Here is a 12,736-nt window from a genome sequence, read left to right as displayed (position 1 = left end):
ACGTCCATTTGGTCTTTGTCACAAAATACCGGCGAAAAATATTTGATCAGGATGCCATTGAAAAATTGCGAGGCTACTTTGCCAGTGTTTGTGCTGACTTTGATGTTGAACTGGTTGATATGGATGGGGAACGGGATCACGTTCATTTACTGATTAATTACCCGCCAAAACTGGCGATATCTAATCTGGTTAACAGCCTTAAAGGGGTATCGAGTCGATTACTTCGACGTGATCGTCCTGATATTGCCCAACGTGATTACTACAAGGGGGTTCTTTGGTCGCCGAGTTATTTCGCGGGGAGTTGTGGTGGCGCACCAATATCCATTATCCACCAGTACATTGAGCAACAGGAAACACCGAGTTAGTTAAAAAACCGCGCCTTATATCCCCTATCCCCGACCTGAAGGACGGGGTTTTACGGTGCTTTGGATAACTGCTGGCCTATTTTCTGACTATTTCTTAAATAGCCTTCTATCAAAACTTTCAATAGTTTGTTTTTGCAATCTTAACTGCATGGTTTTACACCAACTAGCGGATAGTCCTGCCGCTGTTAATAAGCGACGATACGACTCCTCATCAAATGGCATATGAAAAGCAATAGCAATTGCTTCTTTAACAGAGATATCGCTATTTCTTGAGCGTAGAACCAAAGGATGATGACAGCCTGCTTCGCCGGGACTTATCACGCGATATAACCAGCCACAAAAACCGCTATCTTGCATCAGTTGTGAAAAATCGCTGATATCAGTCACCGTGTTTAACTTATAACAAGGTGAACGAGGCTGGGTCACTTGAATTAAAGCGTCACCCCATTGATATATATCACCAATAAAAACATTCTCTTCTGTCAGACCGGTAGTCGAAATATTTTCACCAAACGCAGGAGCATTAAATAAGTCAGCCAGTTGAGGAAATTGCTCAGACCAGTAATGATAATGTTCTTGAGGATAATGGCACAAAGCGCGATCAGGCCCACCATGAAACCCTTTTTCTGCTTGCTCATCACCTGCTAAGCCCAGTGATGTTAGTTTAATATGCCCATCCACCAGCCTTTTGGTGATCGCACTGGTAAATCCATTTGCAGTCGTCATGATATTGCCAATAAAAACACTGGGGAAATAGCGCATAACTCATTGCCTCAATGAAAAAAAGTCCTTTTATAATAAAGAGAGCAGGCTAAATAAACAATGCCGACAATAATTGTCGGCATTGATAAATAGAGAGAAAAGAGAATGATAGCAATATTATGCTTTGCTCTGATAGCGTTTTTGCGCCTCATCCCAGTTAACTACAGACCAGAATGCTTTGATATAATCAGGACGACGGTTTTGATATTTCAAGTAATACGCATGTTCCCATACATCTAAGCCAATAATTGGATAGCCAGATGCACCTGCTAACTCTTCACCCATTAATGGGCTATCTTGGTTTGCGGTAGAAACAACAGCTAATTTTCCATCATCTTTTAATACTAACCATGCCCAACCTGAACCAAAACGGCTAGCAGCGGCTTTTTCAAACAACTCTTTAAATGCATCAACACTACCAAAATCACGTTCAATGGCATCTTTTAATGAACCATGTAATTGAGTGCCTAGCTTTAATCCTTTCCAGAAGAAAGTATGGTTAGAATGACCACCCGCATTGTTACGTACAAAGGTACGTTGATCAGCAGGTACTTTATGTAAATTCTTAACGAGTTCATCAATTTCTAAACCCGCTAATTCAGGCAGTTTTTCTAACGCAGTATTGGTATTGTTCACATAAGTTTGATGATGCTTAGTATGGTGAATTTCCATTGTGCGCTCATCAAAATGAGGTTCTAGCGCATCATAAGCATAAGGGAGTGCAGGTAATGTATAGCTCATATTAATCTCCAGTGCTGTTTTATATTCGATCACGCCATGTGATTTATCTCTTTATTATAGTGAAAAAAATGTTAATGAAAATCATTATCATATCCATATTATTTTTGTGGTTTTTTTATCCAACCCAGTGACATCAATTTTCACAGTATTTTATTTTAAATAAAAAGCTTATTATTGGTTTAATATTTCATAAAATACCCAAAAGGTAGATAAATTATACATAACAACCTTTAGCACTAATTGATCACGCCATGAAAAGCATTTCCATTATTTCGTGATCTTATGCGCAAAAAAGAAACAATGTCTCTTTACCCTCTTTTGTTAACGACTTTTTGACATAGTATTAACAACAGTAAGGAGAACAATTATGACAAAAATAAACCAACATCACATTCCTGCAAACATTGCAGAGCACGCCCTGATTAATAAAGAGCAATACCAAAAAGATTATGCATTATCCATCGAAAACCCTGAGGCCTTTTGGGCAGATAAAGGGAAAATTGTTGATTGGATAACCCCCTATACTATTGTGAAAAATACCTCCTTTGATCCAGGCCATGTCCGTATTCGCTGGTTTGAAGATGGGCAACTTAACATTAGCCAAAACTGTCTTGATCGCCATTTAGAAAAACGCGCGGATCAAGTTGCTATTATTTGGGAAGGTGATTCCCCTAATGAATCGAAAAGCATTACCTATCGCCAACTTCATCAAGATGTTTGTCAATTCGCCAATGTATTAAAAAAATTGGGTATCAAAAAAGGCGATGTGGTGGCTATTTATATGCCAATGGTTCCTGAAGCGGCTGTTGCGATGTTGGCTTGTACTCGTATTGGGGCTATTCATTCTGTTATTTTTGGTGGTTTCTCACCAGAAGCAGTGGCAGGGCGCATTATTGACTCTAAAGCAAAATTAGTGATCACTGCAGATGAAGGCTTACGTGCTGGTAGAGCAATCCCCTTAAAGAAAAATGTTGATGATGCCCTCACTCATGTGGATATCCCGCCTATTGAACATGTTGTGGTCTTACGTCGAACAGGGCAAACAGAACAATGGATTGAAGGACGCGATTTATGGTGGGATGAAATTGTTCAAGGCGTCAGTACAGAATGTGATGTGGAAGTCATGAACGCAGAAGATCCACTCTTTATTCTCTACACATCAGGCTCTACGGGGAAACCCAAAGGCGTATTGCACACCACTGGCGGTTATCTTGTTTATGCCTCAATGACCTTTAAATACACCTTTGACTATCATGATGGTGAGATTTATTGGTGTACAGCGGATGTCGGTTGGGTAACTGGCCATAGCTACTTGTTATATGGCCCGCTATCAAATGGTGCCACAACAGTGATGTTTGAGGGCGTCCCCAATTACCCCTCCGTCAATCGTATGGCCCAGATTGTTGATAAACACCAAGTTAATATTCTCTATACCGCACCTACTGCGATCCGCGCATTAATGGCGGAAGGAGACAAAGCCATTGAAGGTACACAACGAACCTCTTTACGCATTTTAGGCTCAGTAGGAGAGCCTATTAACCCAGAAGCTTGGGAATGGTTTTATCAAAAAATGGGACGTAGCCAATGCCCTATTGTTGATACATGGTGGCAAACAGAAACAGGAGGCTTCATGATAACCCCATTGCCAGGAGCAATGGATCTAAAACCAGGCTCAGCGACTCGTCCATTCTTTGGTGTACAACCTGCGATTGTTGACAATATGGGGGAAATACAAGACGGTGCTTGTGAAGGTAATTTGGTGATCGTAGATTCATGGCCGGGCCAAGCAAGAACATTATTTGGCGATCATGACCGTTTTGAACAGACTTACTTTTCAACCTTTAAAGGCATGTACTTTTCAGGTGACGGTGCCCGCCGTGATGAGGACGGTGATTATTGGATAACAGGCCGTGTTGATGATGTTTTAAATATCTCTGGTCACCGTTTAGGTACCGCTGAAATTGAATCCGCACTTGTCGCCCATCCTAAAATTGCAGAAGCGGCTGTTGTTGGTATTCCCCATAATATAAAAGGACAAGCTATTTATGCTTATGTCACGCTAAATCATGGTGAAGAGCCTACGGCAGAGCTTTATACAGAAGTGCGCAATTGGGTACGTAAAGAGATAGGCCCAATAGCAACACCTGATATCCTTCATTGGACAGATGCCTTACCTAAAACACGCTCTGGGAAAATTATGCGTCGTATCTTGCGTAAAATTGCCTCTGGCGACACAACTAACCTTGGAGATACCTCAACACTCGCCGATCCAGGCGTTGTAGAAAAACTGTTAGAAGAAAAACAGTCTCTATCACTGACCATTTAAAGTGCTAGTGCTCAAATAATACAGCAGTCAATAAAACCGGAATACTACTATGCAAAGGCATTTTATGCCTTTGCAGGGCTCTCTTATCACAAATTCATGACATGCGGGGATAAACACCTCTAAATCATGTAATAAACCAAATAATTATTTTGAGGAGAACTCTGATGAATCCCAATATTTATCAAGAGATAGAAAATAACCCTCGCTTTAAAGAACTGGTTAAAAAACGTAGTCGTTTCTCATGGGGACTTTCGATTATTACACTTGTTATGTATGTCTCATTTATATTGCTGATTGCTTTTTATCCACAATGGTTAGGTACACCGCTCTATGAAGGCAGTTACATTACTCGAGGTATTCCTATCGGTATTGGCTTAATTATCGCCTCTTTTCTACTAACAGGGATTTACGTTATTAGAGCAAATACAGAGTTTGACAAATTAACGGCAGAAATTCTTGGTGAGGTAGAAAAATGAAAAATAAACACTACGCCATATCACTATTAACGTTATTATCCCCCAATGTATTAGCCGCAGCGATAACAGAAGGGGGTGAAAAACAGCCAATTAACTTCCAAGCCATTATCATGTTTCTGATCTTTGTTGGCTTAACACTGTATATTACTTACTGGGCCTCTAAACGAACACGATCACGGTCTGATTATTACACTGCGGGTGGCAAAATTACCGGATTTCAAAATGGTATGGCTATCGCTGGTGATTTTATGTCTGCCGCCTCCTTTTTAGGAATTTCAGCGTTAGTATACACTTCTGGCTATGATGGACTTATCTACTCTATTGGCTTTTTAATCGGCTGGCCAATCATTCTATTTATTATCGCTGAACGTTTGCGTAATTTAGGACGCTATACTTTTGCTGATGTTGTCTCTTACCGTTTAAGTCCAAAGCCCATTAGAACACTTTCTGCAATAGGTTCATTAGTTGTTGTTGCCCTCTATCTTATTGCTCAAATGGTAGGGGCGGGTAAATTAATCGAGTTACTTTTTGGCTTAAACTACCATATTGCGGTGATCTTAGTCGGTATTTTAATGGTTCTTTATGTCCTTTTTGGCGGCATGTTAGCCACCACTTGGGTACAAATAATCAAAGCCATTTTATTACTCGCCGGTGCAACTTTTATGGCGGTCATGGTAATGAAAGCGGCAGACTTTAACTTCAATACCTTGTTTAAAGAAGCTGTTAACGTCCATCAAAAAGGCTTTTCTATCATGAGTCCAGGAGGGTTAGTTTCTGATCCTATCTCTGCATTATCCTTAGGTCTTGCCTTAATGTTTGGTACCGCAGGACTTCCCCACATTATCATGCGCTTTTTTACCGTTAGCGATGCAAAAGAGGCTCGTAAAAGTGTTTTCTATGCGACAGGTTTTATCGGTTATTTCTATATTCTTACTTTTATTATTGGTTTCGGGGCTATCTTACTCGTTAGCCCTAATCCTCTGTTCAAAGATGCCGCTGGTGCTTTAATTGGTGGCACCAATATGGCCGCTGTTCATTTAGCGGATGCTGTTGGTGGTAATTTCTTCCTTGGTTTTATTTCTGCAGTCGCTTTTGCCACTATTTTAGCCGTTGTTGCAGGATTAACTTTAGCAGGTGCATCTGCCGTTTCTCATGATTTATACGCCAATGTAATTAAAAATGGCCAAGCAGATGAGCGACAAGAGCTAAAAGTTTCGAAAATAACGGTTGTTATTCTCGGCATTGTCGCCATTGGTTTAGGTATTTTATTTGAGAAACAGAATATTGCCTTTATGGTCGGTTTAGCTTTCTCTATCGCTGCAAGTTGTAATTTCCCTATTATCTTACTCTCTATGTATTGGAAGGGATTAACAACACGTGGGGCTGTAATTGGTGGCTGGTCTGGCTTAATTGTTGCCGTTACCTTAATGATCTTAGGTCCCACGATCTGGGTGAGTATTCTTGGTCATGATACACCTATTTATCCTTACGAGTACCCTGCTCTTTTCTCTATGATCATTGCCTTTATCGTTTCATGGTTATTCTCCATTACCGATAATTCTTCTCTGGCAACTCAAGAGCGTATGAAATTTGAAGCTCAGTTTATTCGCTCACAAATAGGTATTGGTGCAGAGCAAGGTAAACCTCATTAAACATCTGTAAAATAGTTTTTTATTCTTAAAGTGCCAACAATGTTGGCACTTTTTTTTACTCTTTACTTAATTAAATTAATATCGGTTTAAAAATACATATCTATACGATATTTTAAATTACTATTGACTAATGTGGTTTAATTTTAAGTCTATTGGAAAATTTCAAGCAAGATCAATTAATTAAAATTATTATAACAATAATTAAAAGTGTAAATATAACTATAAGTAACAGTATAATAAGTCAATAAAAGATAAGATAAGTACTGAAATATCAATTTCAGACTCGTTTTAGCTAAACAAGACTTGTATTATGAAATGCTAAATGGTTAACTTTTTATTCTATATGGAAAAAGGTGATAATGATAAAAGCATGTCTCAAGTAATAAACTTTTCTCTTTTATTTATTTTATCTATAGTACCTGCACTATTAGCGGGTTCAACCCTGCATATTGAACAAAAGTTCTCTATGGTGATTATCGGTTGGCTCCTGATGTTGCTCTGCGCAGGTATCTATCGGTTTACTATAGGAAAAGTGATTACTTTTATTGTTGCAGCTTTATGGTCTTTAAACCTCTCCATCTCACTGTTTTTTTATCGTGAACATGATATTCCCTTTTCATCATCAATAGCAGAAACTTTCATTAATACTAATGGAAGTGAAACTGTTGGTATGCTCTCTTATAATAAATATTATGTACTCTTTTATATTGTTATATTTACCAGTTTTTTCTATTTAATACATATTAGCGCCCGTTATTTAAATAACAAAACTAATAAAAGATGTTTAATTGCTATTTTTATATTAATAATTCTTATTTCTCTATACAAAAACTTAGCAATAAGATCAGAGAGTAAAACCCAATTACTTGCTGAGTATTATCTACTTAATACCCCTTTTTACAATGCAGCAGCTTTAGTGCGGACTTTCCACGAAAATAGACAAATCAAAAAGATCACATCAGAAAAAGTTAATTTTAACTATGATAAAGTGGATCAAAAAACAGAAATTTATATTCTTTTGATTGGTGAATCAGTACGACGTGATCATTTAGGAATTTATGGGTATCCGTACGATACTACCCCTAATTTAGAGAAAGAAAAAAATAATATTTTATTATTTAAGCAAGCTTATTCTCCTGCGCCTGTGACCATATTATCAGTACCCATATCCCTTTCTAATATCAACCTAACAGAGTTATATGATAAGAAACACTACGCTGATAATATCATTTCTCTTGCCAATCATGCTGGCTTCAAAACATATTGGTTAAGTAACCAAGGTAAAGGAAATCCAAAAACGAGTGTGATTTCTGTTATTGCCAATATGGCCCAACATAAAAAATGGAATGAATTTATTGGCTATGATGAAGAATTATTGCCATTTTTAGATAATGCGCTTAATGATAACTCATCAAATAAAAAGCTCATTGTCCTACATACTTATGGTAGTCATGAGCCAGCATGTAATCGTTTTCCTAGCACTTACCTTAAAACCTTTTCCCAACAAGAAGATGATAACTGCTACGATAGCTCTATCGCTTATACTGACAAACTTATCAGCCAAATTATTGAAAAAATACAAGATAAACCCGCATCTATACTCTATTTTTCAGATCACGCATTACAACGATTAGATAAAAATAGAGAAGTACGTTATCACCATGGCGTGAACAGTCCTCGCCAAGAAGCTTATAATATACCGCTCTTTATTTGGTATAGCGCATCTGCAACGCGACCAAATATCAATGAAGAAAATTTGAATAAACCTTTTTCTACCGCAGATAATTATTGGCTATTAAGCCAATGGCTAGGTATTGAACATAACTCAGCGAAAAAATGTTACTCACCTTTAAGCGAATGCTATCAAACAAAAACGTCAATGATGGTCATCGATGGTAATAAGAAGTTATTAAACTACGCACTATTAGAATCAGAAGAACAAGCGCCCCAATAAAGAGGCGCGTGACTTAATTTAACAATCTTCAATAATCACATAAATCGCATTTAAAGAGCCATGAACACCAACAACTTTAATTAATTCAATATCTGATGTGCAACTAGGACCACTAATAATATTAATACAAGAAGGCATTCTTATATTTTTTAATGCCATTTGATGTAATCTTTCTGCTAACTGAGCAACACGAGGCAAAATCGTACTGCGTTTTAGTACAAAAATCGTGGTTTCAGGGATCAATCCAACACTTCTTCCTTTGTCAGCCCCAGAAAATAAAACAACACCGCCAGATTCTGCAAGTCCATATTCAGCAAATACAATTCCGACTTTTGCCTCTTTTACCCGTTCAATATTTTTTTTACCCTCAGTATGATCCCAAATATTGGCATGACAGTGTTCTGATAAATAATCAATCACACCACTTTCCTGTAATCGTGGATCACCCGTTAATATCACTGGTAAACCATACTGTTCACAAAGAGTCTCTAAATGCTTAGGTAAAGATGACAATGTTGTCGTTTCATAAGTACTTCCTGCTAACTGAGCTGTATTGAGAAAATATTGATAAAGTTCATCATCAGAAAGCTCCGTTAATCGTTGTTCTGGATATAAATTTACTGGTTCAGGTAAAGCTTCAGGTTGCGTTTTTAACGACCTACCTAATTGAGAAGCAAGATTTGATAAAAAGCGTTCTTTATTGTTATCCATCTCTTATTTCTCCTCTTTTTGGTGTTTTTTAAACCAACTACGAAAACTTTCACCATCACCTTCAGGTAAATTTCTCGCTTCTGTCCATGCTTTTATTGCACCGATATTTAATGGCGCTTTACCTTCTTTAATAAACCATTTTGTAGCATGAGCCCCCATATTCATCCCAACTTTCCATAACATAGGATGGCGGTTCACATAATTAAATACCCGAGTAATATTACGTTCAGTTGTCGGTGTTATACCTTGCTCTACCATGACTTCACGATGTTTCTTTATAAGATTTGATAAAGGTATTTTTACTGGGCAAACGCTATCACAAGCAGTACATAATGAGCAGACATAAGGCAGGTTTTTAAAGTCTTTATATCCACCAAGTAGTGGCGTTAAGACGGCACCAACAGGGCCTGGATAGATAGAATCATATCCTTGACCGCCAATATGGCGATAAGCAGGGCAAGTATTCATACAAGCACCACAACGGATACAACGTAAAATATCTTTAAATTCAGAACCAATGATCTTCGAGCGGCCATTGTCTACAATAACAAGATGGAAATCTTCTGGGCCATCAACGTTGTCATTCTCTTTAGGGCCAGTAAGCCATGTATTATAGCCCGTTAAACGTAACCCGACTGCACTACGGGCCAACATGGTAATTAAGATATCTACCTCTTTAAAAGTAGGTGCAATACGTTCCATCCCCATCACCGCAATATGCGTTTTGGGTAATGTTGTACTTAATCGTGCATTACCTTCATTAGTGACTAAACAAACAGAACCTGTTTCTGCTACCGCAAAATTACACCCCGTAATACCGATATCGGCAGTAAAAAAATCGTCTCTAATGTTCTGGCGAACAAAACGCGTCATTTCTTCTGGTGTATCTGAGCCGTTATAACCCAGTTTGTCATGAAATATTTGACGTATCTGGGCTCTATTTTTATGAATAGCAGGAACCACTACATGAGATGGGGCGTCTTTTGCTTGTTGAAGAATAAACTCGGCTAAATCGGTTTCAATAACATTAATACCTGCATTTTCTAATACAGGGTTTAAGCCAATTTCTTCCGTCACCATTGATTTGGCTTTGACTATTTTTTTGGCTTTTTTCTCTTTTGCAATATTGAGAATATATTGAGAGGCTTCTTCTTTCGTTTGAGCAAAGAAAACATGCCCACCATGTTGTTCTATTTTTTCAGATAATTGATATAAATAGGCATCTAAATTAGCAAGTACATGATCACGAATTTGTGCCGCTCTATCCCGCCAATCCTCCCAGTGTCCTAATTCATCAACCATTTTTTGACGATTACGGCCAATAGTTTCTTGCGCATTAGCAACGGCTTTTTGCATAATTTGATCGTGAACTTGACGATCAATTAGCGTTTTAAAAGGAAGAGAGCTTGTTTTTAATGACATAATTCCTCCTCATTGCTCATCAATACTTGCGCAATATGCATCACTTTAACTGGACGACCTTCTCTCTCTAAACGACCACCTATATTTAATAAGCAACTGACATCCGCACCAATTAAATAGTCAGGATGAACATCCATAATGTGGTGAACTTTTTCTTTGACCATTTCACCTGAAATTTCAGCCATTTTTACCGAAAACGTCCCCCCAAAACCACAACAGGTTTCCATATTGTCAAAAGGTAATAATTCTAGCCCTTTTACATGACGTAATAGTGTGAGTGGCTCTTCTTTCACTCCCATCTTACGAAATAAGCTGCAAGACGGGTGATAAACAGCTTTTCCTTTAAGGCTTGCACCTACATCAACAATATTTAATTGATTAACGATAAAGGAGGTGAGATCAAACATGCGATTAGCTATTTTTTCTGCACGAATAGCCCAGTCAGGTTCATTTACCAGATATTTAGCATAACTTTTAATAGCAAAAGAACATGATCCAGCAGGAGAAATAATAGGATAGTCATTAACTTCAAAGGTTTTAATCAAGTTTTTCATCGCTGGAATGGCATCTTTAATATATCCACTATTAATAGCAGGTTGACCACAACAGCCCTGTTTTTCGAGAAAATGAACTTGACAGCCTAGTTTTTCTAACAGCAATACACTATCTCTTGCCATCTGAGACTTTAAGGCGTCACCAATGCATGTTACATAAAAATTAACATCCATACTTATGCTCCCATTGCTTTTATCTATGTAGAGTAAGTAAATAAGCCGAGACTCATTTATAAACTCATTTGTATGACAAATAGTGTTGCATAAAAATAATGTTAAATATATGTGTATAAGTGTTTTTTTTATAAATTTACAGTTTTCAAGAAATAAAGAAATGGGAATATAAAGGGTATTTATGATTATTTTTTAATAAAAACAATTTATTACTGTGGCAAATTGAGGGAGTTTATTAAGTCTAGTTTTATTACGATAAATAAAGAATTTAACGTAAGTGAAATAGAATAAACGCAAAAAAGCCAACCCATTGGGTTGGCTTTCTCGTCTTATTTAATGCTTGGCAGTTCCCTACTCTCACATGGGGAGACCCCACACTACCATCGGCGCTACGGCGTTTCACTTCTGAGTTCGGCATGGGATCAGGTGGGACCACCGCGCTATGGCCGCCAAGCAAATTCGGTTTTAATCACTCGCTTCTTTCCTTTCGGTAAGTCGCCAGTAATTCAATCTTAAACAAGCTGACTTCATCGTTTCGTCTCTCTGACAAAACACTTTCGGTGTTGTCAGGTTAAGCCTCACGGTTCATTAGTACTGGTTAGCTCAACGTATCGCTACGCTTACACACCCAGCCTATCAACGTCTTAGTCTTAAACGTTCCTTTAGGTCACTTAAAGTGACAGGGAAGACTCATCTCGAGGCAAGTTTCCCGCTTAGATGCTTTCAGCGGTTATCTCTTCCGCACTTAGCTACCGGGCAATGCCATTGGCATGACAACCCGAACACCAGTGGTGCGTTCACTCCGGTCCTCTCGTACTAGGAGCAACCCCTCTCAATCTTCCAACGCCCACGGCAGATAGGGACCGAACTGTCTCACGACGTTCTAAACCCAGCTCGCGTACCACTTTAAATGGCGAACAGCCATACCCTTGGGACCTACTTCAGCCCCAGGATGTGATGAGCCGACATCGAGGTGCCAAACACCGCCGTCGATATGAACTCTTGGGCGGTATCAGCCTGTTATCCCCGGAGTACCTTTTATCCGTTGAGCGATGGCCCTTCCATTCAGAACCACCGGATCACTAAGACCTACTTTCGTACCTGCTCGAGCCGTCACTCTCGCAGTCAAGCTGGCTTATGCCTTTGCACTAACCGCATGATGTCCGACCATGCTTAGCCAACCTTCGTGCTCCTCCGTTACTCTTTAGGAGGAGACCGCCCCAGTCAAACTACCCACCAGACACGGTCCCCGACCCAGTTTATGGGCCTAGGTTAGAACATCAAACGTTAAAGGGTGGTATTTCAAGGTTGGCTCCATGCAGACTGGCGTCCACACTTCAAAGCCTCCCACCTATCCTACACATCAAGGCTCAATGTTCAGTGTCAAGCTATAGTAAAGGTTCACGGGGTCTTTCCGTCTTGCCGCGGGTACACTGCATCTTCACAGCGAGTTCAATTTCACTGAGTCTCGGGTGGAGACAGCCTGGCCATCATTACGCCATTCGTGCAGGTCGGAACTTACCCGACAAGGAATTTCGCTACCTTAGGACCGTTATAGTTACGGCCGCCGTTTACTGGGGCTTCGATCAGGAGCTTCGC

General features: G+C 39.0%; 10 protein-coding genes and 2 rRNA genes. 5 read left to right on the top strand and 7 right to left on the bottom strand.

Annotated features, from left to right (window positions below; genetic code table 11):
* The coding region (tnpA, locus tag AACU95_RS02175) for an IS200/IS605 family transposase (protein ID WP_161737158.1) at nt 1–365 on the top strand (365 nt) is incomplete at its 5' end.
* A gap of 87 nt (nt 366–452) precedes the next feature.
* On the opposite strand, the gene yiiM is transcribed toward tnpA, so the two are convergent.
* Both yiiM and sodA read right to left on the bottom strand, forming a co-directional pair.
* A complete protein-coding gene (gene yiiM / locus AACU95_RS02170; protein WP_107337235.1) occupies nt 453–1,127 on the bottom strand; it encodes a 6-hydroxyaminopurine reductase in 675 nt (224 codons plus the stop codon).
* A 117-nt stretch (nt 1,128–1,244) separates the two neighbouring features.
* Nucleotides 1,245–1,868 carry a superoxide dismutase [Mn] gene (gene sodA / locus AACU95_RS02165; protein WP_004249861.1) on the bottom strand — a complete coding sequence of 208 codons (624 nt, stop codon included), beginning with the start codon at nt 1,866–1,868 and terminating at the stop codon, nt 1,245–1,247.
* Between the two features lie 367 nt (nt 1,869–2,235).
* Between sodA and acs the strand changes: the two genes are divergently transcribed.
* The 4 genes from acs to AACU95_RS02145 all read left to right on the top strand — a co-directional run bounded on the left by acs (nt 2,236) and on the right by AACU95_RS02145 (nt 8,276).
* Nucleotides 2,236–4,194 carry an acetate--CoA ligase gene (gene acs, locus AACU95_RS02160; protein ID WP_004249862.1) on the top strand — a complete coding sequence of 653 codons (1,959 nt, stop codon included), beginning with the start codon at nt 2,236–2,238 and terminating at the stop codon, nt 4,192–4,194.
* A 164-nt stretch (nt 4,195–4,358) separates the two neighbouring features.
* A complete protein-coding gene (locus tag AACU95_RS02155; RefSeq protein WP_004246621.1) occupies nt 4,359–4,670 on the top strand; it encodes a DUF485 domain-containing protein in 312 nt (103 codons plus the stop codon).
* Nucleotides 4,667–6,322 carry a cation acetate symporter gene (locus tag AACU95_RS02150; RefSeq protein ID WP_004246620.1) on the top strand — a complete coding sequence of 552 codons (1,656 nt, stop codon included), beginning with the start codon at nt 4,667–4,669 and terminating at the stop codon, nt 6,320–6,322. Before AACU95_RS02155 ends, AACU95_RS02150 begins: the two co-directional genes overlap by 4 nt.
* A gap of 322 nt (nt 6,323–6,644) precedes the next feature.
* A complete protein-coding gene (locus AACU95_RS02145; protein WP_004246619.1) occupies nt 6,645–8,276 on the top strand; it encodes a phosphoethanolamine transferase in 1,632 nt (543 codons plus the stop codon).
* Between the two features lie 18 nt (nt 8,277–8,294).
* On the opposite strand, the gene AACU95_RS02140 is transcribed toward AACU95_RS02145, so the two are convergent.
* The 5 genes from AACU95_RS02140 to AACU95_RS02120 form a co-directional block, all read right to left on the bottom strand.
* Nucleotides 8,295–8,987, bottom strand: a complete 693-nt coding sequence (locus AACU95_RS02140; RefSeq protein ID WP_012368603.1) for a LutC/YkgG family protein — start codon at nt 8,985–8,987, stop codon at nt 8,295–8,297.
* Between the two features lie 3 nt (nt 8,988–8,990).
* A complete protein-coding gene (locus tag AACU95_RS02135) occupies nt 8,991–10,409 on the bottom strand; it encodes a LutB/LldF family L-lactate oxidation iron-sulfur protein (protein WP_004246616.1) in 1,419 nt (472 codons plus the stop codon).
* Nucleotides 10,400–11,137 carry a (Fe-S)-binding protein gene (locus AACU95_RS02130; RefSeq protein ID WP_004246615.1) on the bottom strand — a complete coding sequence of 246 codons (738 nt, stop codon included), beginning with the start codon at nt 11,135–11,137 and terminating at the stop codon, nt 10,400–10,402. Before AACU95_RS02130 ends, AACU95_RS02135 begins: the two co-directional genes overlap by 10 nt.
* Nucleotides 11,138–11,475: 338 nt before the next feature.
* A 5S ribosomal RNA gene (gene rrf / locus AACU95_RS02125) occupies nt 11,476–11,591 on the bottom strand.
* 113 nt (nt 11,592–11,704) lie between these two features.
* Nucleotides 11,705–12,736 (bottom strand): 23S ribosomal RNA (locus AACU95_RS02120); the annotation flags it as partial.

The sequence above is a fragment of the Proteus sp. G4415 genome (genome assembly GCF_963896075.1).
GTDB lineage: Bacteria > Pseudomonadota > Gammaproteobacteria > Enterobacterales > Enterobacteriaceae > Proteus > Proteus mirabilis.
The sequence above is the reverse complement of the archived record's forward strand: the minus strand, read 5'-3'. Positions and strand labels throughout refer to the sequence as shown.

Bases quoted from the DNA above. Each gene is read 5' to 3' on its own strand.
- yiiM (WP_107337235.1), bottom strand. From the start codon at position 1,127: ATGCGCTATTTCCCCAGTGTTTTTATTGGCAATATCATGACGACTGCA.
- sodA (WP_004249861.1), bottom strand. From the start codon at position 1,868: ATGAGCTATACATTACCTGCACTCCCTTATGCTTATGATGCGCTAGAA.
- acs (WP_004249862.1), top strand. From the start codon at position 2,236: ATGACAAAAATAAACCAACATCACATTCCTGCAAACATTGCAGAGCAC.
- AACU95_RS02155 (WP_004246621.1), top strand. From the start codon at position 4,359: ATGAATCCCAATATTTATCAAGAGATAGAAAATAACCCTCGCTTTAAA.
- AACU95_RS02150 (WP_004246620.1), top strand. From the start codon at position 4,667: ATGAAAAATAAACACTACGCCATATCACTATTAACGTTATTATCCCCC.
- AACU95_RS02145 (WP_004246619.1), top strand. From the start codon at position 6,645: ATGGTTAACTTTTTATTCTATATGGAAAAAGGTGATAATGATAAAAGC.
- AACU95_RS02140 (WP_012368603.1), bottom strand. From the start codon at position 8,987: ATGGATAACAATAAAGAACGCTTTTTATCAAATCTTGCTTCTCAATTA.
- AACU95_RS02135 (WP_004246616.1), bottom strand. From the start codon at position 10,409: ATGTCATTAAAAACAAGCTCTCTTCCTTTTAAAACGCTAATTGATCGT.
- AACU95_RS02130 (WP_004246615.1), bottom strand. From the start codon at position 11,137: ATGGATGTTAATTTTTATGTAACATGCATTGGTGACGCCTTAAAGTCT.